23 protein-coding genes are annotated in these 20,816 nt (G+C 38.9%); 2 read left to right on the top strand and 21 right to left on the bottom strand.

Annotation, left to right across the window (positions count from 1 at the left end; translation table 11 throughout):
* Window positions 1–7: 7 nt before the first annotated feature.
* Window positions 8–736 (bottom strand): acetolactate decarboxylase, encoded by a 729-nt coding sequence (budA, locus tag QM911_RS06700; protein ID WP_000598746.1) that lies wholly within the window; start codon window positions 734–736, stop codon window positions 8–10.
* A 146-nt stretch (window positions 737–882) separates the two neighbouring features.
* On the opposite strand from budA, the gene QM911_RS06695 reads away from it, so the two are divergent.
* Window positions 883–1,170, top strand: a complete 288-nt coding sequence (locus QM911_RS06695) for a hypothetical protein (RefSeq protein ID WP_414313493.1) — start codon at window positions 883–885, stop codon at window positions 1,168–1,170.
* Between the two features lie 77 nt (window positions 1,171–1,247).
* Window positions 1,248–2,522: a PLP-dependent aminotransferase family protein gene (locus QM911_RS06690; protein WP_414313492.1), complete on the top strand. Its 1,275-nt coding sequence runs from the start codon at window positions 1,248–1,250 to the stop codon at window positions 2,520–2,522.
* Window positions 2,523–2,541: 19 nt separating this feature from the next.
* Here the strand turns inward: QM911_RS06690 and QM911_RS06685 are convergent, their stop codons facing one another.
* The 20 genes from QM911_RS06685 to QM911_RS06590 all read right to left on the bottom strand — a co-directional run bounded on the left by QM911_RS06685 (window position 2,542) and on the right by QM911_RS06590 (window position 20,292).
* Window positions 2,542–3,357, bottom strand: a complete 816-nt coding sequence (locus QM911_RS06685; RefSeq protein WP_414313491.1) for an ABC transporter substrate-binding protein — start codon at window positions 3,355–3,357, stop codon at window positions 2,542–2,544.
* A 157-nt stretch (window positions 3,358–3,514) separates the two neighbouring features.
* Window positions 3,515–4,168 (bottom strand): phosphate signaling complex protein PhoU, encoded by a 654-nt coding sequence (gene phoU, locus QM911_RS06680; RefSeq protein WP_049509822.1) that lies wholly within the window; start codon window positions 4,166–4,168, stop codon window positions 3,515–3,517.
* An 11-nt stretch (window positions 4,169–4,179) separates the two neighbouring features.
* Complete coding sequence (gene pstB / locus QM911_RS06675; protein WP_045763360.1) at window positions 4,180–4,938, bottom strand: phosphate ABC transporter ATP-binding protein PstB; 759 nt, start codon at window positions 4,936–4,938, stop codon at window positions 4,180–4,182.
* Window positions 4,939–4,950: 12 nt separating this feature from the next.
* A complete protein-coding gene (pstB, locus tag QM911_RS06670) occupies window positions 4,951–5,754 on the bottom strand; it encodes a phosphate ABC transporter ATP-binding protein PstB (protein WP_414313490.1) in 804 nt (267 codons plus the stop codon).
* 10 nt (window positions 5,755–5,764) lie between these two features.
* The gene (gene pstA, locus QM911_RS06665; RefSeq protein WP_000543058.1) at window positions 5,765–6,649 is read right to left on the bottom strand and encodes a phosphate ABC transporter permease PstA; all 885 of its coding nucleotides are present in this window, start codon (window positions 6,647–6,649) and stop codon (window positions 5,765–5,767) included.
* The gene (gene pstC / locus QM911_RS06660) at window positions 6,639–7,556 is read right to left on the bottom strand and encodes a phosphate ABC transporter permease subunit PstC (protein WP_049509826.1); all 918 of its coding nucleotides are present in this window, start codon (window positions 7,554–7,556) and stop codon (window positions 6,639–6,641) included. The genes pstA and pstC overlap by 11 nt, the downstream gene beginning before the upstream one ends.
* Window positions 7,556–8,434 (bottom strand): phosphate ABC transporter substrate-binding protein PstS family protein, encoded by an 879-nt coding sequence (locus QM911_RS06655; RefSeq protein WP_070458347.1) that lies wholly within the window; start codon window positions 8,432–8,434, stop codon window positions 7,556–7,558. Before QM911_RS06655 ends, pstC begins: the two co-directional genes overlap by 1 nt.
* Window positions 8,435–8,543: 109 nt before the next feature.
* Entirely contained in the window at window positions 8,544–9,857 is a 1,314-nt protein-coding gene (locus tag QM911_RS06650) for an RsmF rRNA methyltransferase first C-terminal domain-containing protein (RefSeq protein ID WP_414313489.1), read from the bottom strand.
* Window positions 9,858–9,863: 6 nt separating this feature from the next.
* The gene (locus tag QM911_RS06645) at window positions 9,864–10,631 is read right to left on the bottom strand and encodes an inositol monophosphatase family protein (RefSeq protein WP_414313488.1); all 768 of its coding nucleotides are present in this window, start codon (window positions 10,629–10,631) and stop codon (window positions 9,864–9,866) included.
* The gene (locus QM911_RS06640) at window positions 10,621–10,899 is read right to left on the bottom strand and encodes a UPF0223 family protein (RefSeq protein ID WP_001041984.1); all 279 of its coding nucleotides are present in this window, start codon (window positions 10,897–10,899) and stop codon (window positions 10,621–10,623) included. Before QM911_RS06640 ends, QM911_RS06645 begins: the two co-directional genes overlap by 11 nt.
* A complete protein-coding gene (locus QM911_RS06635; RefSeq protein ID WP_000631256.1) occupies window positions 10,900–11,301 on the bottom strand; it encodes a Spx/MgsR family RNA polymerase-binding regulatory protein in 402 nt (133 codons plus the stop codon).
* A gap of 210 nt (window positions 11,302–11,511) precedes the next feature.
* A complete protein-coding gene (locus tag QM911_RS06630) occupies window positions 11,512–12,135 on the bottom strand; it encodes a TIGR01906 family membrane protein (protein ID WP_414313487.1) in 624 nt (207 codons plus the stop codon).
* Window positions 12,125–12,898, bottom strand: coding sequence for a TIGR01457 family HAD-type hydrolase (locus QM911_RS06625; RefSeq protein WP_414313486.1), 774 nt, complete (start codon window positions 12,896–12,898; stop codon window positions 12,125–12,127). The genes QM911_RS06630 and QM911_RS06625 overlap by 11 nt, the downstream gene beginning before the upstream one ends.
* Before the next feature lie 10 nt (window positions 12,899–12,908).
* Window positions 12,909–13,646, bottom strand: coding sequence for an acyl-ACP thioesterase domain-containing protein (locus tag QM911_RS06620; protein ID WP_414313485.1), 738 nt, complete (start codon window positions 13,644–13,646; stop codon window positions 12,909–12,911).
* 4 nt (window positions 13,647–13,650) lie between these two features.
* A complete protein-coding gene (gene hemW, locus QM911_RS06615) occupies window positions 13,651–14,781 on the bottom strand; it encodes a radical SAM family heme chaperone HemW (protein ID WP_414313484.1) in 1,131 nt (376 codons plus the stop codon).
* Between the two features lie 85 nt (window positions 14,782–14,866).
* Window positions 14,867–15,262 carry a YtxH domain-containing protein gene (locus tag QM911_RS06610; protein WP_414313483.1) on the bottom strand — a complete coding sequence of 132 codons (396 nt, stop codon included), beginning with the start codon at window positions 15,260–15,262 and terminating at the stop codon, window positions 14,867–14,869.
* Entirely contained in the window at window positions 15,262–15,654 is a 393-nt protein-coding gene (locus QM911_RS06605) for a DUF948 domain-containing protein (RefSeq protein ID WP_414313482.1), read from the bottom strand. The genes QM911_RS06610 and QM911_RS06605 overlap by 1 nt, the downstream gene beginning before the upstream one ends.
* Before the next feature lies 1 nt (window position 15,655).
* Complete coding sequence (gene lgt / locus QM911_RS06600; RefSeq protein ID WP_414313481.1) at window positions 15,656–16,444, bottom strand: prolipoprotein diacylglyceryl transferase; 789 nt, start codon at window positions 16,442–16,444, stop codon at window positions 15,656–15,658.
* Complete coding sequence (gene hprK / locus QM911_RS06595) at window positions 16,437–17,372, bottom strand: HPr(Ser) kinase/phosphatase (RefSeq protein WP_414313480.1); 936 nt, start codon at window positions 17,370–17,372, stop codon at window positions 16,437–16,439. The genes lgt and hprK overlap by 8 nt, the downstream gene beginning before the upstream one ends.
* Before the next feature lie 190 nt (window positions 17,373–17,562).
* Window positions 17,563–20,292, bottom strand: a complete 2,730-nt coding sequence (locus tag QM911_RS06590) for an MBL fold metallo-hydrolase (RefSeq protein ID WP_414313479.1) — start codon at window positions 20,290–20,292, stop codon at window positions 17,563–17,565.
* Between the last annotated feature and the right edge of the window lie 524 nt (window positions 20,293–20,816).

Here is a 20,816-nt window from a genome sequence, read left to right as displayed (position 1 = left end):
ACTCCTTTTATTCTGCCTGTTCGATATCTTTTTTCATCTCGTCAACATTAAACTTAGCAAATAGATACTGACGGTCCTGAACAGGAAAACGTTGATCCAACTGGTCAACAGCTCCCACCTCTACAATCCCTTCCTTGATGACAAAGTCCATCACGTGGCCACCAAAGGTTAGATCGTCTGAAATGAAGTGCAAATGATAACCAGCAACACTAACTCCATGGAAAATTTCAGGTGTCCAAAAACCAACGATAGTTCCTGAGACATTGTCGCAGCTATATTCAGGCTGATGCGTCGCAACCTCAGCAAACTTCGTTTCAGTTGTTGATTTTGGAATCATACGAACATGCATATGCTTGAAATCACCATGAATCTTGATGGAACGGAAAAGATTTTCTCCATCATAATAGGACTCAATACGTTTTTCGAGTTCCTGATCAGTCATTTCAAAACGCTGGCGGAAAATAACTTCTGCCTGGTGGGGTACAACTGCTGCATAGGGGATCAAGGCATCTGGTGAAACTTCAACGATTTCAGGTTTCTCACCTGAACCCTTGGCCTGATAAGCTTTCCCATCTAAGACAATCAATTCTCCATCGATAGAATCCAGGGTTCCTAATCCTAAATCACCATGTTCAAGCAATTCACCAACGGTCATGGTTCCACCGTAAAGTCCCGCCATCAAGGCTCCCAAAGTATTATATTGGAATAATTTAACTGGTTCTTGCACCTTTATCATCTCACTCTTCTTTGAAAATTTTACTTACTAAGTATATCACATTTCTGATTAGAATTGAATGCTAGACTGCCTTTTAATACTCAATGAAAATCAAAGAGCAAACTAGGAAACTAGCCGCAGGTTGATCAAAACACTGTTTTGAGGTTGTGGATAGAACTGATGAAGTCAGCTCAAAACACTGTTTTGAGGTTGTGGATAGAACTGACGTAGTCAGCTCAAAGCACTGCTTTGAGGTTGTGGATAGAACTGACATAGTCAGCTCAAAGCACTGCTTTGAGGTTGCAGATGGAATTGACGTAGTCAGCTCAAAACACTGTTTTGAGGTTGTAGATGGAACTGACGTAGTCAGCTCAAAACACTGTTTTGAGGTTGTGGATAGAACTGACGAAGTCAGTATCCTACATATACGGCAAGGCGACGTTGACGCGGTTTGAAGAGATTTTCGAAGAGTATAACATTGCCAAACTTCTAAAAAAAAGGTACAATGTAACAAAATCATGAGAGGTCTGGGATGAAGCAAGAAAGCAAGTATGAACAAGTCGTTCACTATCTAAAAAATGAGATAGAATCAGGTAGATTTCCCACTGGAAGTCGCCTACCATCTATCCGAAAACTTAGTCAAGATTTTCACTGTAGCAAAGACACCATACAGCGCGCACTCTTAGAACTCCGATACCAGAAATATATCTACTCCAAACCTCAAAGTGGTTATTATGTATTGGAGCAACAAACCAGTCATGAAGATCTAATTATCTCAGTCAATGATGAACACGCAGCTGCCTATGATGATTTTCGGCTTTGCGTCAATGAAAGCTTGATTGGGCGAGAAAATTATCTCTACAACTACTATGAACATCAAGAAGGCTTAGAAGAATTAAGAGAGTCTGTTCAGACACTGCTCTTTGATCAAGCCATTTATAGTAAGGCAGATCAGTTGGTCATGACGTCTGGAACCCAACAAGCACTGTTTATTCTTTCTCAGATTGATTTTCCAGGTCAAGCTCAGGAAATACTGGTCGAACAACCGACCTATCATCGGATGAATCAGCTACTACTAGCTCAAAATATTCCCTATCAAACCATTGACCGTCGAGTGGATGGCATTGACCTAAACGAACTTGAGGAACACTTTAAAAGCGGAAAGATTAAGTTTTTCTATACTATTCCCCGTTTCCACTATCCTCTGGGGCATTCTTATTCTGAAGAGGAAAAACTTGCTATCCTTGGCTTAGCTGCAAAATATCAGATTTATATCGTTGAAGATGACTACCTGGGTGACTTGGATCCTAAAATGGGACAAACCTTTCATTATCTGGATCAGCATGATTTGGTCATCTATATCAAGTCCTTTTCTACGAGTCTATTTCCTGCCCTTCGAATCACTGCCCTTCTTCTTCCTAGTGCGATCAAGGAAGCTTTTGTGACCTATAAAAACATTCTCGACTACGATAACAACCTTATCATGCAAAAGGCTCTATCACTCTATATTGATAGTCAACTCTTTGAGAAAAACAGACTAGCACGATTAGCACTTCAGGAGAAAAGTCAGAAGCACATCCAACAACTCATACAAAGCTATCCCATTTCCCTACCGAGCTATCCACTTCATGATGGGCTTTTGCTTGACCTCAGGAACTATCCTAGCATCGCTAGTCTTAAACACAGTCCTCTAGGACTCGACTTCTTTGAATCTTCCTATCTAGCGAACTGCCCTTATCACTTTGTCAAAGTTCCCCTAGAAAATATTGAAGAAACATTAAGCTATTTAAAAACAGAGCTGGACTGAAATCCAACTCTGTTATTTTTTATTGCTCTACTTCTGTTAGCTTAGCAGCTTTTTCAAGATAAGTTTGGTAAGTTCCGTCATCTTTCAGTTTTTGGATGACCTTATCAACTACTTCCTTCAAATCTGAGTTACCTTTTTTGATAGCTACGGCATTTGCTTCGCCTTCTTTCATAGTCAAGCTTACTGTAGCTACTGCCAAATCTGAGTTCTTAGCAGCATAGCTTAGAGCAACTGGTTCATCCATATGAACAGCATCTACTTTACTAGATTGAAGCTCGTTGACTGCTTCTCCCATGTTTGTCAAAGAAGTCAACTGTGCCTTTGGAAGTTGCTCTTTAACCATAGATTCAGGAACAGTTCCTTTTTGAGCTGCAATATTAGCACTTGCTAGAGAATCTAAATCCTTGTATTTTTCAAGATCAGACTTTCTGATAAGGAAGCTAATTTTATTTTCATAGTAAGGAATTGAGAAATCAAAGACTTCTTGTCTTTCTTCAGTTGCACTGATTCCCGCAATGGCTAGATCTGCTTTTCCTGTTTGAAGACTAGTCAAGACATTATCAAAACTCATGCTTGAAATCTCCAATTTTACTCCAAGTTCATCAGCGATTGCTTGCGCCATGTCAATATCAGCACCTACAACTTGGTTCTTACCATCTACAAGGGATTGAAACTCAAACGGAGCATAGTCGGGACTAGTTGCGACCACTAATTTTCCTTTTTGCTTGATGGCCTCCACTGCAGACTGCGAGCTTGAGCTAGACGATTGGCAAGCTACCAATAAGAAGCTTGCAAGAAAACTACATAAGACAAATATCCATTTTTTAAAATTCATAAATAAACAACCTCTCTGTTAATTTTGTATAATTATAACTCTATCTACTTCGTTTGTCAAGCATATTCCAAATTTTTATGAAAAATTTTCAATTTTTGTTTCAAAAAAGGAGCTTTTACTTACTAACAAGCTCCTTTTTTTGCATAATTAATCAATTTTACAATTCAACAATCTTACCCGTTTCAAAGTAAACAACCCATTCACAGATATTTTTTGCATAGTCACCGATGCGTTCCAAGTAAGAAATGACTTGGAAGTAATCACGACCTGTGACGATAGCTTCTGGGTTCTTTCTAATTTCTTCAGTTGCAAGATCACGAATATTATCAAAGTAATGGTTGATATTTTCATCCATGGTTGCAACTTCATAGGCTTGATCCACAGAACCATTCAAATAAAGTTCTAAAGCGGCTTCAACAAAGTTTTTTACTTCACGACCCATTTTTTTAATTTCTTCTTCAACTGCAGGGATACGCTGCTCACCCTTCATACGAATCGTTGCTTTTGCGATAGATACTGCATGATCCCCCATACGTTCTAAGTCTGACACAGCTTTTAGAACTGTTAAAACTGTACGTAAGTCTTGTGAAACTGGCTGTTGTAGGGCAATCATTTCAAATGATTTCTTTTCAAGTTTCACTTCGTATTCGTTTACTTCTGCATCTTCCTCAATGACTTCTTTAGCCATGTCACGGTCATGCGTTACAAAAGCACGTACGGTACGATTGATTTGGGAAAGAACTTCTTGTCCCATAGCATAAAACTGATTATGCAATTTCTCTAAATCTTCTTCAAATTGAGATCGTAACATCTTCTCACTCCTTATCCAAATTTACCTGAAATGTAGTCCTCTGTCTCCTTATGTTGAGGATAGAGGAACATATCCTTGGTATCGTTAAATTCAATCAAATCTCCATTGAGGAAAAAGCCTGTCTTATCAGAGATTCGAGATGCTTGCTGCATAGAACGAGTAACCAAGAGCATGGTGTATTTGTCTTTTAGACCATACAAGGTTTCCTCAATCTTACCAGCAGAAATAGGGTCCAAGGCTGAAGTTGGTTCATCCAAAAGGATGATTTTAGGGCTAGTCGCCAATACACGTGCCACACAAACACGTTGTTGTTGCCCACCTGAAAGACCAATAGCAGAGTCATGCAAACGGTCCTTGACTTCATCCCAGATTGAGGCACGTTGTAAAGCCTTCTCCACTGCTTCATCTAAGACCTGCTTGTCTTTTTCCCCATTTATACGGAGGCCATAAACGACATTTTCATAGATAGACATAGGAAAAGGATTGGGTTGTTGGAAGACCATACCGATTTCCTTACGCAATTCAACTGTATCCGTACGAGGACTATAGATATTGTGCCCATTATAAACCACTGATCCAGTTGTCGTCACTTCAGGATTAAGGTCACCCATTCGGTTAATAGCCTTTAAAAGTGTTGATTTACCAGATCCAGACGGACCGATAAGGGCCGTAATTTCCTTGGGTTGGAACGATAAGGAAACACTATTCAAGGCCTTCTTTTTATTGTAATAGACTGACAGGTCTGAAACCTGTAAAATCGGTTCTGTCATACTGTTCCCTTTCTAACCAAAGTGTCCAGTTACGTAGTCATTGGTTGACTGTAGCTTAGCATTTTGGAAAATATTAGCAGTCTTATCATACTCAATCAAATCACCCAAGTAGAAAAATCCTGTATAGTCACTAGCACGCGCAGCTTGTTGCATACTGTGAGTTACGATGATAATGGTAAAGTCCTTCTTTAACTCAAGCATGGTTTCTTCAAGTTGAGCTGTCGCAATCGGATCTAAAGCTGATGCCGGCTCATCCATCAAGAGAATGTCTGGTTTAACAGAGATTGCACGAGCGATACAAAGACGCTGCTGCTGACCACCTGATAGGGTCAAGGCAGACTTATGAAGGTCGTCTTTGACCTGATCCCAGAGGGCAGCCTGACGAAGTGATGTTTCTACAATTTCATCTAGTACTTTCTTGTCCTTAACACCTGCGCGTTCATGTGCAAAGGTGATGTTGCGATAGATTGATTTAGCAAATGGATTTGGACGTTGGAAAACCATTCCGATATGTTTACGCATTTCATAAACATTGATTTCAGGGCGGTTGACGTCGATTCCTTGATAGAGAATTTGTCCTGTAACCTTAGCAATATCAATGGTATCATTCATACGGTTGAGACTGCGTAGGTAGGTTGATTTCCCTGATCCAGACGGACCAATCAAGGCCGTGATTTTATTTTTTTCGAATTGCATATCGACGCCCTTAATGGATTCGTTTTTACCGTAGTAAACATGTAAATCCTTAGTAGAGAGGGCCACTTTTTCTTCTGGAAAGGTAATGATATGCTTTTCATCCCAATTATATTTTGACATGGCTTCTCCTTTAGGCAGCGGTTAATTTCTTGTGTAGGTAACTTCCGAGTTTGCGAGCTCCAAAGTTAAAGATTAAGATAAAGATTAGGAGCACCGCAGCAGAACCTGCTGAAACAAGGGTTCCATCAGGAATAGTTCCTTCACTGTTGACTTTCCAGATATGAACAGCCAAGGTTTCTGCTTGACGGAAGATTGAGATTGGACTGGTTACGCTGAGGACATTCCAGTTTGACCAGTCAAGAGCTGGTGCTGATTGTCCTGCCGTATAGATAAGAGCCGCAGCTTCACCAAAGATACGACCTGATGCAAGCACGATACCTGTTACGATACCAGGTAGGGCTTCGGGGATAACGACATGAAGAACTGTTTCCCAACGAGAGAGTCCAAGTGCTAAACCAGCTTCACGTTGTGTATGGTGAACGTGTTTCAAACTGTCTTCAACATTACGCGTCATCTGTGGAAGGTTAAAGACAGTCAAAGCCAAGGCACCAGAAATAATGGAAAATCCATACTCGAACTGAACTACAAAGATGAGGTAACCAAAGAGACCGACTACGACTGATGGCAGTGAAGACAAAATTTCAATACAGGTACGAACGAAGTTGGTAACACGACCTTTTTTTGCATATTCAGCCAAATAAATTCCAGCCCCCATTGATAGAGGTACAGAGATGAATAAGGTAATGACCAAAAGGAAGAAGGAATTATAAAGCTGGATTCCAATACCACCACCTGCTTGGTAAGAAGATGATTTTCCAGTCAAGAAGGACCAAGAAACATGAGGTAAGCCTCGAACCAAGATATAGAGAATCAAGGAAGCAAGGATGGTCACAATGATTCCTGCGATGGTATAGAGGACAGCTGTAGCAAGTTTATCTAATTTCTTAGCGTGCATAGTTTTTCTTTCCTCTTTCTTTCGTAATCAATTTAATCACACTGTTAAAGGCCAAGCTCATCAAAAGCAATACTAAGGCTAGTGACCAAAGAACATTATTATCAACAGTTCCCATAACAGTATTTCCGATACCCATGGTCAAAACAGAGGTCAAAGTCGCAGCAGGTGTTGTCAATGAAGTTGGGACAACGGCTGAGTTTCCGACCACCATCTGAATAGCTAGTGCTTCACCGAAAGCACGCGCCATACCAAAGACTACTGCCGTAAAAATACCTGAACGTGCCGCCTTCAAGGTTACACGCCAGATAGTCTGCCAACGAGTAGCTCCCATAGCTAAACTAGCTTCACGGTAGTGACGAGGAACTGCACGTAAGCTATCAGTTGTCATAAAGGTTACAGTCGGCAAGATCATAACAAAGAGAACGAAAATCCCTGATAAAATACCAAAACCTGTTCCACCAAAGACACTACGTACAAATGGTACGACGACCTGCAATCCGATAAATCCATAAACTACTGAAGGAATCCCAACTAGGAGTTCAATAGCAGGTTGCAAAATCTTTGCCCCTTTTGGTGATACTTCTGTCATAAAGACTGCAGCCCCAATGGCAAATGGTGTTGCAATAAGAGCTGATAGGATGGTAACAATAAAGGAACCTAAAATCATCGGAAGAGCACCAAATTGTTTCCCTGAAGGGTTCCAAGTCTGTCCAAATAAAAATTCAAAAATGTTAACACCATTGACGAAGAAGGTAGATAACCCTTTCTGAGCCACGAAAATCAAAATCATGGCTACAATGATGACAATCAAAGAAAGGCAGGCAAAAGTTAGCCCTTTTCCTAATTTCTCAAGACGAGAGTTTTTTGACGGAGAGAGCAATTTTTTAGATAATTCTTCTTGATTCATTATTGGCTCCCTTCTAGCGCTGTTACAGTCCCTGCAGCATCTTTTTCAACCTTCATTTCCTTAACTGAAATATAACCCATTCCTTTAACGATTCCATTCTGAGCTTCGTCTGAAAGGACAAAGTTTAGGAATTCGGCAACCAATTCATTTGGCTCACCAAGTGTATACATATGTTCATAAGACCACAAAGGCCAATTATTCGTGGTTACATTCTCTGAAATTGGTTCATAACCATTGAGTTTGATAGTCCCAACAGAATCATCAACATAGGCAAATGCTAGGTAGGAAATAGCTCCAGGGGTCTGAGAAACAATTGATTTGACCATCCCGTTTGAATCTTGTTCCTGACTTTGCATTGCTGATTGCCCATCCATGATCACACTGTCAAAAGTAGCACGAGAACCTGAACTTGCCGCACGGTTGATAATAGAGATGGCTAAATCTTTCCCACCGACTTCTTTCCAGTTGGTAATTTCTCCTGTGAAGATTTGTCGGAGCTGATCCGTCGTTAGATTATCAACATCTACTTCTTTATTGATAATAACAGCCAAACCTGCAACAGCTACCTTATGGTCGACCAATGCTGAGGCATCAATACCGTCTTTTTCCTCCGCAAATACATCGGAGTTGCCGACATCTACTGCTCCTGACTGAACCTGCGACAGTCCTGTACCAGAACCACCACCTTGAACATTGACTGTTTTTCCGATGTAAGCTGATGCAAATTCATCTGCAGCCGCCTCGACTAAAGGTTGGAGAGCAGTTGACCCAACAGCAGTCATAGACTCCCCACGATCAATCCAACTTGCACATCCTACTAACGAACCAGCAAGTAAAAGAGTCGCAAGAGAGAGTGTGAGTTTTTTAAATTTTTTCACTATTTGTCTCCTTGAAAATAATGATGAGTAGCTTGGAATTTCGCCCTATTCTTCTATGTTTTATGCAAAAAATCCATACTTCCACTATAACATAGAATACTGATTTTGACTAGTTTTTCACCTTAAACCTCAAGCCCTTAGGGAAATAATTCTTCAATGTATTTCCTGTCACTTTTGCAAAACCTAAACCATTTCCAGCAACCAAAACTTGGTACCAGCCATTTGGCAAAGTTTCAGATAATTGAACTGTTTCACCAGCTACATATTTGACAAAGTCCTCTTGATGAATTTCAATTCCTTGATTGACTAAACTTGGTTTCAAAGCTAGGCCAAGTGCAAAACTTGGTTCAAAACGTTTTTTCTTAAAGGTTCCAAGATGAAGTCCGTTTCGTGCAATTCTTAGTTTTCCTAAATCTGGTAGACCTTCTGGCAATAAATACAGTTGGTCTCCAAAAACCTGTAGGACTCCAGCCAGTTTCTCTTTTAAATGTTTCTTCTCAAAATCCTGCCATAAGGAAATCTGTTCTCGAGAGAGGTTGGATTTAGAAGGCTTGAACTTAGAGACTTTATTTTCCCCTCGAAATTGTAAATGGGCAACAAACTGTCCTTCTCCCTTAAAGTGATGTGGATACATTCTAGCGGCTTCAGGTAAGTCAATCCCAGGAACCATTCCATTGATATGTTGAACTGGGATCAATTCAAAATCATAGCTATCCAGTAACCATTGGACAATTTCTTCATTTTCTTCTGGAGCCCAGGTACAGGTAGAATAGACCAAACGACCACCATCAGCCAACATGGTGACTGCATCCACTAGAATTTCACGCTGCAAGTCAGCACATTGGCTTGGATATTCTACACTCCAATAATCCATAGCATCTGGCTGTTTTCGGAACATTCCTTCTCCAGAACATGGAGCATCTAGAACAATTATGTCAAAATATCCCTTAAACACTTTAGCCAAACGATCGGCAGATTCATTGGTCACAACTACATTTGACGCTCCAAACCGTTCCATATTTTCAACTAAAATCTTTGCTCGCTTACTAGAAATTTCATTGGAAACAAGAAGACCTTCGCCTGCAAGATAGGCTGCAAGTTGAGTGGACTTACCACCGGGAGCCGCTGCCAAGTCCAAAACCTTCATACCTGGTTTTGGTTGAGCTACTTGTGCAACCATTTGTGCAGCAGGTTCTTGGGAATAGACCAAACCTGTTACATGCTCAGGTGATTTCCCTGAAACCTTGCCATAATAGCCCCAGGGTGTATTTGGAATAGCATCTGAAAAAGAAACTTGGCTTTCTTTTAAGGGATTGATGCGAAAAGCGGAAACTGCCTCATCATCAAAAGAGGCAAGAAAAGCTCTTGCCTCATCTCCCAATATTGCTTCATATTTTTTTACAAATCCTTCTGGAAATTGCATGTAAGTTTATTTCCTTTCATAGATATAGGATTGGATTTCTGCCAACTTGTCAGTTGGAACCATCATAATTGGTTGTCGTGTCTGAAAATCCACCGATTCTCCAGTTAAGGTTACAATCTGATACCCTAAACTTTCTCCTATAATACTAGCTGCAGCATAATCCCAAGGTTGGAGATAGGTGATATATGTCAATAGCTGACCTGAGAGGATTTTTGAAAAGCTGATAGCTGCACTTCCATATATTCGCACACCAAGTGAAGCATTAGCTAATTCTGCTACACCCCAAGCGTTTGTTTCCAACATACCAGCATTACTCGCAATTAGAAAATCTCGCAAGGGCTTATCCTTAAAGTTCGGCAAGAGTTCTTCATTGAGACAGGCCTGAAAAGCACCTCCTCCATGATAACAATGACCTTTCATGACATCATAAATGATCCCAAACTGACCCACACCGTTTTCAAAATACGCTACCATAATGGCGAAATCTTCACCTTGGGCGACAAAGTTGTTAGTACCATCAATGGGATCAATGACCCAAACAGATCCATATCCAACTGAAGCACGCAGACAGCCCTCTTCTGCACAAAATTGGTCATCAGGATAATGCGAACGAATCCTATCAACCAAAAAATTCTGAACTTCCTTGTCCAAACGAGTCACCAAGTCTGTAGGAGATGATTTTCTCTCAATATTCAATTCTTCCTGCATGTGAGCTAGAATATAGTCTCCTGCTTCCTTGACAATCTCTTTGGCAAACACAAATTTATTTTCCAAGCGAAATCTTCCCTTCCCCTTGTTCTTTGGCTAATTGGACAACTCGATAGAAGGAATAACCACTCGCAGATTCAAATTCACGGCCCAAGCGTTTCTCTTCACTCTTGCTTGGAACAACCGCTTTGAATCCCTTGTAGGAATCTAGTAGTTTCTTTGCTTCTACCTTAGTCTCATAGGCTGCTTCAACATCATTAAAAAAAGAAAGCACTGAAGCAAGTTCTTCAGTGCTCCACGACAAATCTAGTGGGTAACTATACTGTTTATTCATCTAATTAATACCAGCTCTCAATGTAGCTTCTTTCAGTTCTTGTTTACGGTAACTACGAGGGAGAAAAGCACGAATCTCATCTTCATTAAAACCGATTTGCATCCGTTTTGCGTCAATAATAATCGGACGACGCAAAAGACTTGGATACTGCTCAATTAAATGAAGCAACTCCGATACTGAGATACTCTCTACATCAATATTCAATTTTTGAAAAATCTTTGAACGAGTCGAGATGATGTCATCAGTACCATTTTCGGTCAAGGAAAGAATGTGTTGCAGTTCTTTTCTCGTTAAAGGGCTGGTCATAATATTATGCTCTTGGAAGGGCACTTTATGCTTCTCGAGCCAGGCCTTTGCTTTACGACATGATGTACAACTCGGTGATAAAAATAGTGTAATCATGCTTTCCTCTTCTTTACATACTTTTCTATTTCTATTATACAAAAAAATAAAGCGCTTGACTAGTTATTTCCGTAAAAAAACCTACTTTTTCAAGAAAAATAGGTTTTTTAGAATCACATATGAATGTTTTGCTTAAATATAGAAATATTCATGTTACAAATGATAGTTTCTTCCTACATTTTATTTGGAATCAGTAATACTTTTCTTCACTTATCTATTTGTTTTTCGACTCTGTAGGTACATAAATCCAAAAATCAATTCATACAAGCAGAAAAATAAAAGAAAGGCATGAAGGAAAAAGTCCTCTGGTAGGATGAGAATGACTGGATCTTTTGCCGGATCAAAAAGCCAAGTATCATCTCCCACAAAAAGGATTTGATGAAACAAAGTAAAGAATTGTTCAAATCCAATGAAAACACCAACAAAACCAAGTACCAAAGGTAGCGAGAGCATGATTAAGAGACCTCTACGGTAGAGAGATAGAAATCCTTTCTGAATGACCTGCTTCCAAAAAAGATAGAATATCGGTAGAGTTACTAGTGCTACTCCTTGAGCCAGATGGAAGAGTCCCTTCACAACTGCAAAATGATGGATTCCAGATGCAGATGAAGGAAAATCTGGCATTTCCAATGCTTGATTTAATGGATTGGTCAAATAATCCATCAAAACATTAAAGTTATGCTGGATGGTCTGAGGTTGCAGATGAACACGATTTATCAAGTTTAACCAAGAAATTTCCTGAGGATAGACCAACCAAGCCAGGTAAATGGTCAATAAAATAGCAAGCGAGAGGAGAAAGAGAATACTTCCTACAAAAGTAAACTTAGTTTTCATCGAAATTCCACTCCGCTAGACTTGAAAGGACATGAGTTGGTGCAATTGGCAAGTCTGCTACTTCTTCAGGTTTTGTAAATCCTGTCGTCACCAAAAGGCTAGGAATGCCATTGTCAATACCAGCTCGAATATCAGTCAGGTAATTATCGCCCACCATGACAATTTCTTGACGTTCAAGTCCTAGGTGTTCAACAGCCTTGTCCATAATAATCGCATTAGGTTTTCCTATATAAACTGGTTTTACGCGAGTTGCTGCTTCAAGAAGAGTAATCAGTGAACCAGCACCAGGTAAAAGTCCACGTTCTGTTGGAATATTCAAATCTGGGTTGGTACCGATAAAATGAGCACCTTTATGGATAGCTAGGGTTGCCGTAGCAAATTTTTCATAGTCTACTTGCCAGTCCAAGCCAACAACCACATAGGCTGGATTTTCTTTATCTTCAACGTATCCTGCTGCTTGAATGGCTTCCTTGAGCCCTGCTTCTCCGATGACATAGACTGTCTTTTCAAGTCCTAAGTCATTCATGTAATCAATAGTCGCTAAGGTTGCAGTATAAATGGTTGATACAGGCGTGTCGATGTTGAAGTGATTAGCCAACATCTCTTGGACACTCTCAGGTGTACGAGTAGTGTTGTTTGTCACAAAAAGATAAGGAATCTCTCTTTTTTGTAACTCATGAACAAAAGCTTCACCTGCTGGGATTCTATCTTTCCCCTTATAGATTGTTCCGTCTAAATCAATTAAATATCCTTTATAAGCCATATCTTTCTTTCTAATCTTTGTTAATTTCTTGCCAAGTTATCTTTGCTTGAGCATTGATATCGCCATCACTTGAGACTTGGTGATTGCTTTCTAGTCCATTCAATTCATAACTAGAAGTGATCATGCCTCCTGGTCGAACTTCCTTGACATATTTGAGGTTGATTTTTTTGGGAATATGGTTGGTAAGAAAATCGGCTCCCATGACCTCAAAAATCCAATCCAGGTATTTGCTGTTATTGACGTGACCATTCATATCTAAGTCATAGAAACGAACATGGTAGTCCTTGCTTATCGCTTCTTCCAGCTCTGTATATTTTGGCCCACGAACCAGTTTCTTAGAAAACTCAGATTGATAAGGAGCGACAATTTCTGGTACTACAGGATGAACCTTTCGACTCTCACGATCCATAAGGACAAAGGTAGCTACCATATGAATGATTTCTTGATCATTTTCATCATAAATAGTAAATCGGCGGTAGCAAAAAAGACGATTATAGGTCAAAGCTTCTGTTTCAATGGTGATTTCCTCAGCAAATTGAGGTAAACGTACCACATCGATATCATAATCTGTGATAATCCAGACCAGATTATACTGTTCTAAAACATCCTTGTCACTCACTCCCAATTCAATTGACTGCATACCAGATACCTGGAGGGACAACAAGATCACATCTGGTAGCTTGATATGACCATTCATGTCAGCCATATCAAAAGGAATTTTCATCTTCATTTGATAAGTTAAGCCCATAATTTTACTCCAATATAAATCGTTCTGCTACTGTATCACCTAAGAAGAGACCTCTCTTAGTCATACGAACACAATCACCCTCAACCTGCATAAGACCTTGTTGAATCAAGTCTTTGACAATATCTCCATAAAGTTCCTGGAAAGACCGTTCGAATTTTTCTTCAAAGCGTGCCATGGAAACTCCTGACTTCTTGCGAAGGCCGAGAAACATCTCTTCTTCCATTTGCTCCCTTTGACTCAAGTGTTCTTCATTGATACGAGCACTTCCCTCTTCTACCGCCTTTAAATAATGGCGAATAGGCCCATGATTTTTATAGCGAACACCGTCTACATAGCCAGAAGCACCAGCACCGATTCCATAATACTCAGCATTATCCCAGTACATAAGATTGTGACGACTTTCAAAGCCAGGTTTTGAAAAGTTAGAAATCTCATAGTGCTCGAAGCCAGCTTTTTCTAGCTCTGAAATGATATAGTCAAACATCTCTGCTTCTAGTTCTTCCTTAGGAAGTGATAATTTTCCTCGTCTCATACGATTCATAAAGACCGTATGATTTTCCAAAATCAAACTATAGAGACTCATATGAGGAATATCAAGGGCAATTGCCTTGGCAACATTGTCCTTGACCTGATCCATGGTCTGACCAGGAAGTGCGTAGATCAAGTCAATGGAAATATTGTCAAAACCAGCCAGTTTGAGGCGGTCGATATTTTCATAAATATCCTTTTCCGTATGACTACGCCCAATCTTTTTCAGCATTTTATCATCAAAGGTCTGAACACCTAGTGAAACACGATTAACTGCAGAATTTTGCAGAACAGCAATCTTATCAGCATCCAGGTCACCAGGATTGGCCTCAATTGTCAACTCTTCCAACATTGATAAGTCCAGGTTTTTAGTCAATCCTTCTAACAAAACTTCCAATTGAGAAGCAGACAAGGCTGTCGGTGTCCCACCACCAATATAGAGTGTACGCAATTTTTGAATATCATAAGAATCAAATTCTTGCAGTAGATGGTCTAGATAGCTGTCTACTGGCTGATTTTTAATAAAGACCTTGGAAAAGTCACAATAATAACAAATCTGTGTGCAAAATGGTATGTGCACGTAGGCTGATGTCGGTTTCTTCTGCATAGTATTTATTATACCACAAAGAGTTCACTCAAGAAAAAAATCACCATTCTTGATTTTCTAGAAAACAAAGAATGGTGACTCTATGTTAATTTTCTTGAAGCTCAATGACAATTTCTTGACCATTTCCATTTTCTTCCACAACTACTTTTTCTTCCAGTTGTGATTTGAAATGATTCAAGGTTTCTTTTGAAGCTTCAGTCGCTTGTTGAGCATGGTATTTTGCTTTATCTAAGACAGTGTCAAGAGTAATTTCCCCAGATTCAATCTGCTCTTTTGTTTTAAGAACGAATTCTTTGGTTTGTTCTTTGACATCCGTTAATTTTTCACAAACCTGCTCTTTAGCATACTCAGGATCTTCTTTTAGATCTTCTAAAAATTCTTGTGCTTGGCTTCTAACTTGTTTTCCTTTGTCGCTAGTTAGAAACAAGGCAGCTGAAACACCTGAAACAGTTCCTAAAAGGATAGATGATAGTTTCCCCATTAGTCAGCTCCTTTTTTAAAAAATTTACTTGCAGCACGAAAAGCTGACAACCCAGCTCCTGTCTTTAAGGTTTTTGATCCAGCAGATGATGCCTTTTTACTCAAAATACGTGCTTGATTATTAATGTCTGATACAGAAACCGACAAATCAGCTACTGCTGTAAAGAGAGGATCAATCGTTGCAACCTTAACATTAATATCATCAACAAGAACGTTGACCTTTGTAAGCAATTCATTTGTTTGATGAAGAGTAACATCTACATCGGATGTTAAAGTTTTAACAGTTTTTTCAGTCTCATCGATAACACGACCAACTTTTCGAAGGGTAATAATCAGATAAACTAAAAATACAACCAAGGCAATTGCCACAATAATATAAGCCACTTCTAACATTTTAATTCTCCTTTTTTACATTATAAAATGGTGCTTTTTTCCGATTTTGATAAAAGATAATATAAATACCAAGGCCAATCAATAGGGCAGACAACCACTGGGATACTCGAAGTCCAAAGAACATGAGACTATCCGTACGCATACCCTCGATAATCATACGTCCAAATCCGTACCAAATTAGATAAAAGGCAGTGATATGACCACGACGGATACTCTTTAATCGACGTCTAAAAACGACAATCAAGACAAAACCGATCAGATTCCAGATAGATTCGTATAAGAAGGTTGGTTGTCGATATGAGCCATCAATATACATCTGATTCTTAATAAAACCAGGTAAATAGTCTAGATTGTCAACGACTGCTCCATAAGCTTCTTGGTTAAAGAAGTTTCCCCAACGCCCTAGACTCTGAGCAATCATGACGCTCGGAGCTGCAATATCTAAGAAATCCCAAGTATTGATTAATTTGCGATCAGCAAAGATATAGAGTACAATCGCACCAGTAATTAAACCACCGTATATGGCAAGACCACCATTCCAAATAGCAAAAATCTCTCCCAGATGTTGGCTATAGTAATCAAATCTAAAAATAACATAGTAGAGTCTAGCACCAATGATGGACAAAGGAAAGGCAATTAAGATGAAGTCCAAAATATCATCAGATAAAATCTTCTTTTTAGGCGCTTCTTTACTGGCAAGATATACCGCTAAAACAAGACCTGAAACGATGCAGATTGCATACCATCTAACAGCTAAAGGACCAATTTGAAAAGCGATTGGATCAATCATTTTTCACCTCGTTCTTTGCAATCAGATTTGTCAATCTTTCTTCAAATAGTCGAGTAGCATCAAAGCCCATTTCCTTAGCACGATAATTCATCGCTGCTGCTTCGATAACGACAGAAATATTACGTCCTGTTTTTACAGGAATGCGGATACGTGGAATAGCTACTCCAGAAATCTCCAATTCCTCAGCATTATTGCCTAAGCGATCAAAAGTCTTTTGCGTGTCATAATTTTCTAGATAGACAGCCAACTGAACTTGCGAAGAATCCTTAACTGCACTGGCACCATAAAGACTCATCACATCTATAATACCAACACCACGAATCTCAAGTAAATGCTTCAAAATTTCAGCTGGTTCACCCCAGAGAGTCATTTCATCCTTAGCAAAGATATCTACACGGTCATCAGCTACCAAACGGTGTCCTCGTTTCACGAGTTCTAGACCTGTCTCACTCTTACCAATACCACTGTCGCCTTGGATTAACACACCCATACCATAGATATCCATCAAGACACCATGTACACTTTCACGCTCAGCCAAACGAGAATCTAGGTAACTTGACAATTCTCCAGACAGACGACTTGTTGCTGTACGACTCGTTAAAATAGCGATTTTACATTCTCTAGCGGCCTTTAGCATTTCCTCTGGAACTACTAAACCACGCGCAACAATAACTGCAGGTGTTTCCGGTTGGAACAATTTCTGTAACACATGGTAGCGGTTATGAGAAGACATGCTAATCAGATAAGACCACTCTTTCATCCCCAATAGTTGAATCCGCTCTGGGGTATAGTAATCAAAATAGCCTGTCATTTCGAGACCTGGACGACAAATATCGCCTGTATTGATTTCCTTTTCAAGTAATTCTGGCTCACCATAGACAATGTCTAGCTTGAGCTTATCAATCACTTCTTTGACTAAAACCGACATAATTTTCTCCTTCAATCGAGTTCTACCTACTATTATATCAAATTGTAGTAGGAAGTTTATGTTTTTAACAGTGTTTGGGGTATTTATTTAAGAAAGTAACCTTTATAATTTTAACAGTCAAAAGGGATTAAACAATAGGTTAGTGTTTAATCCCTTCTCTTTAGTTATTCAACTATTCAACAGTACTAGACTAGTCAGACACTTTATCACTGCTAGCTGGTACTGATTTTTCTTCACTACTTGGTGTAGATTCGGTTGTATGTTCAGCTGGTTCTCTTAGAGTTGGTTCTGTTGAAGTTGGTTCTTCCACAGTTGTTGCGTTTGGAGTCGTAGTTGTAGTGCTTGTGGTAGTTGTTACTCCATTAGAAAGCATTCTACCATCACTACCTACTTTGTAACCATCAGGTGTAGTCGCATTTCGAAGCATTTCTCCACTTGGTTTGAAGTAATACCAGTCTCCTTTTTCTTGAATCCAACCAACTTGCATTTCACCAGACTTATTAAAGTAATAGTAATCTCCAGAGACTTCATGGATACCTGTGACCATTTTACCAGTCTCTTTGTCTAAGTAATACCATTTACCAGAATACTTGAACCAACCAGTCTCTGCAGCTCCAGATTCTTTATGATAGTACCAATCTTTGCCGTCAAATACCCATCCGGTTTCCATAGCTCCAGATTGGTTAAAGCTATATTTGACACCATCAATTTCCTGTCTGCCGGTCACCATAACTCCGTCATTTTGATTCAAGTAGTACCATTTACCTGCAGATTTTATCCAACCTTTTTTCTGCTCACCGCTTGATGCATAATAGTACCATTTGTCATCTTCTTGTTTCCAGCCAGTAACCATAGCACCGCTAGCCTTAAAGCTATATTGTTGCCCATAGATTTCTTTGGTTCCTGTAACCATCTCTCCATCTTTCGAATCAAGATAGTACCAATCACCAGCATATTTAATCCAGCCTTTTTTCAATTCACCACTTGATGCATAATAGTACCATTTATCATCTGTTTGTTTCCAACCAGTAACCATAGCACCACTATCTTTAAAGCTATATTGTTGTCCATCGATTTCTTTGGTTCCAGTAACCATCTCTCCATCTTTCAGTTCGAGATAGTACCAGTCATTGTTGTATTTAAGCCAACCTTTTTTCTGATCGCCACTAGATGTATAATAGTACCATTTGTTATCAAACTGTTCCCAACCAGTTGCCATGACGCCTCCATCATTGAAGCGATAGAGTTTGCCGTCAATCTTATTTAAACCAGTGAACATTTCTCCAGTTTTAGGATCTAGATAATACCATTTACCTGCATCATTAAGCCAACCACGTTTCATTTCACCTGAAGCGCTAAAGTAATACCATTTTTGGTGTGTGTATTGCCAATAAGTTCCCATTTCTCCTGCTTCATTGAAATAGTACAACTTTCCGTCAATTTCTTTGAAACCAATGGTCATTTTTTTATTTTCATCTAGGTAATACCATTTATTACCAATTTTATTCCAGGATGATGCTCTTACTTCATTTGAAAGCGCACCTGTATCATCAAAGACCAGAGTTGCTCCATTCACTGTTCTGGTACCAGTTTGCATAATCCCTTTTTCGTCAAAGTAATAGGTCTTACCATCAATGATTGCTAACTCGGATTCTTTTCGATATCCTTTAGAATCTACATAATACCAATGCTTGTCGATTTGAAGCCATTTAGAAGTTTGTAACTTCCCATCTTTATCCATATATAAAGATTTAAGAGTACCTTCATCATCAAAATCTTGAAGCCATTTATCTTGTTGCAGATGTCCTTTACCATTGAAGAAGTATTTTTCTCCATTAATTGTATGCCAACCAGTTGCCATCTGATCATCAGCGAAATAATACTTCTTATATCCATCCTCAGTAATCCAACGTGCAGTAGTATTCGGAATATCTGGGTATTCTTGAGAAATATTATTAATGCCATCTGTTTTTATATCAAAGACAGTAGCATCTTTTTTATCACTTGAAGCATGAACGACTTGAACATTCATCTCTTTCAATTTATCTCTCGTTGCTTGGACATTTATATCCAGTCCTGTTGTTTGCACAACAATAGATGGAGAAAGATTATTAAGAAAATTAATGCTATTTGAAACTTTTCCATCGAGGTGATGGTTCCATTTCATCAAATCTACTTTCCCAATTTGTGGTCCTAAGCGATCTTCAGCTCCATAAACATTATCAAGATCCCCACCTAGATAAATTTTCTTTCCATTTACTGTAACTACAGCAACAATCGAATTGGGGTTATCATCGTATACTTTCTTTAATTTTTCATCTGGACCGTATTCATTCTTGTAGTTATACAACTGAATATCCATATCCCCCAATTTGAAATGACTATCATTATCAGAGATATCTTGGATAAGATTGACTCCATATTTTCTAGCGGCATTCAGAGCATTATTATAGTTGAAAAGGTTATCCCACAAGCCCCATTGAGTGGCAATTCGATCATCCGAATATCTTTTTAGATAAAATTTATCAACCTTATATTTTTTTAGAACTTCATCAGCTCCACCGATATGGTCACTATGAACATGAGTTCCAAGCATAAAGTCTAACTTCTGAACACCTACATGGTCAAGATGACGGAAAAGTCGATCTTCAATTGCGTAGAAATTTGACGTAATAATCCCCGATCTTAATGGATAAAGGGGATCGCTTCCATCTGGAAAGTCATAGTCTTCACCCATATCTATCAGCGCATAATGCCCATTACTTTCAAGCAAAATGGCATCTGTACCTGGACTTCCTTTGGTATTAATGAAATGAATCCGATTCACGTCAGACTGCGAACTTGTGTCCGCCTCAACTCTTGCACTGACACTAAGAAACAAAAATGCTCCTAAAGCGACTGCAACTTTTGTTTTTTTCATGATAAAGCCTCTCAGATTTTTCTACTAATATATGTAATTATACCAAAAAAACATGAAAAAGGGGTGTAAAAATGTAAAATGTCATTTTTACTACCCAAAATGACTTCTTTCTGCAATAGTATTTAAATATGAAAGATGAACTTTCGTACTCTTTTATCTGTAATCATAGTACTCTATAGCTTTTCTTCAGTAACTGTTTCTGATAATTTTTCCCTAGACTTCTATCTGCTTGTTTATAAGCTTCTCTGCAAAAATACTTTCTTGACTCTAATCTTTTAACACTATCTTAAAAAATCAGCTATAATTAATATCATTATATCTATTTAACACTGAATTAACTATCCTCTCTGAGATTTCACTCTTAGAAGCTAACAAAAAAGACTAGACAAGTCTAGCCTCAGATTGAAGACAAAGTCCTTGGAAGTCAAGTTTCTAAGGGCTTTTCTTTTTGTAAAGTCGTATAATAGAGGTAAGAAAAGTTGTGAGGTGTTCCCTATGTTTCACAAAGAAAAACCTGATTATAA

It is taken from the genome of Streptococcus infantis (assembly GCF_047460825.1).
Taxonomy (GTDB): domain Bacteria; phylum Bacillota; class Bacilli; order Lactobacillales; family Streptococcaceae; genus Streptococcus; species Streptococcus infantis_V.
This window is presented reverse-complemented; position numbering and strand designations above follow the sequence as displayed.

Bases quoted from the DNA above. Each gene is read 5' to 3' on its own strand.
- QM911_RS06630 (WP_414313487.1), bottom strand. From the start codon at position 12,135: ATGAAAACTAAGTTTACTTTTGTAGGAAGTATTCTCTTTCTCCTCTCG.
- QM911_RS06640 (WP_001041984.1), bottom strand. From the start codon at position 10,899: ATGAATAAACAGTATAGTTACCCACTAGATTTGTCGTGGAGCACTGAA.
- QM911_RS06690 (WP_414313492.1), top strand. From the start codon at position 1,248: ATGAAGCAAGAAAGCAAGTATGAACAAGTCGTTCACTATCTAAAAAAT.
- QM911_RS06625 (WP_414313486.1), bottom strand. From the start codon at position 12,898: ATGGCTTATAAAGGATATTTAATTGATTTAGACGGAACAATCTATAAG.
- QM911_RS06610 (WP_414313483.1), bottom strand. From the start codon at position 15,262: ATGGGGAAACTATCATCTATCCTTTTAGGAACTGTTTCAGGTGTTTCA.
- pstB (WP_045763360.1), bottom strand. From the start codon at position 4,938: ATGACAGAACCGATTTTACAGGTTTCAGACCTGTCAGTCTATTACAAT.
- QM911_RS06685 (WP_414313491.1), bottom strand. From the start codon at position 3,357: ATGAATTTTAAAAAATGGATATTTGTCTTATGTAGTTTTCTTGCAAGC.
- phoU (WP_049509822.1), bottom strand. From the start codon at position 4,168: ATGTTACGATCTCAATTTGAAGAAGATTTAGAGAAATTGCATAATCAG.
- QM911_RS06605 (WP_414313482.1), bottom strand. From the start codon at position 15,654: ATGTTAGAAGTGGCTTATATTATTGTGGCAATTGCCTTGGTTGTATTT.
- pstA (WP_000543058.1), bottom strand. From the start codon at position 6,649: ATGCACGCTAAGAAATTAGATAAACTTGCTACAGCTGTCCTCTATACC.
- hprK (WP_414313480.1), bottom strand. From the start codon at position 17,372: ATGTCGGTTTTAGTCAAAGAAGTGATTGATAAGCTCAAGCTAGACATT.
- pstC (WP_049509826.1), bottom strand. From the start codon at position 7,556: ATGAATCAAGAAGAATTATCTAAAAAATTGCTCTCTCCGTCAAAAAAC.
- QM911_RS06590 (WP_414313479.1), bottom strand. From the start codon at position 20,292: ATGAAAAAAACAAAAGTTGCAGTCGCTTTAGGAGCATTTTTGTTTCTT.
- hemW (WP_414313484.1), bottom strand. From the start codon at position 14,781: ATGCAGAAGAAACCGACATCAGCCTACGTGCACATACCATTTTGCACA.
- lgt (WP_414313481.1), bottom strand. From the start codon at position 16,444: ATGATTGATCCAATCGCTTTTCAAATTGGTCCTTTAGCTGTTAGATGG.
- QM911_RS06635 (WP_000631256.1), bottom strand. From the start codon at position 11,301: ATGATTACACTATTTTTATCACCGAGTTGTACATCATGTCGTAAAGCA.
- budA (WP_000598746.1), bottom strand. From the start codon at position 736: ATGATAAAGGTGCAAGAACCAGTTAAATTATTCCAATATAATACTTTG.
- QM911_RS06650 (WP_414313489.1), bottom strand. From the start codon at position 9,857: ATGCAATTTCCAGAAGGATTTGTAAAAAAATATGAAGCAATATTGGGA.
- pstB (WP_414313490.1), bottom strand. From the start codon at position 5,754: ATGTCAAAATATAATTGGGATGAAAAGCATATCATTACCTTTCCAGAA.
- QM911_RS06620 (WP_414313485.1), bottom strand. From the start codon at position 13,646: ATGGGCTTAACTTATCAAATGAAGATGAAAATTCCTTTTGATATGGCT.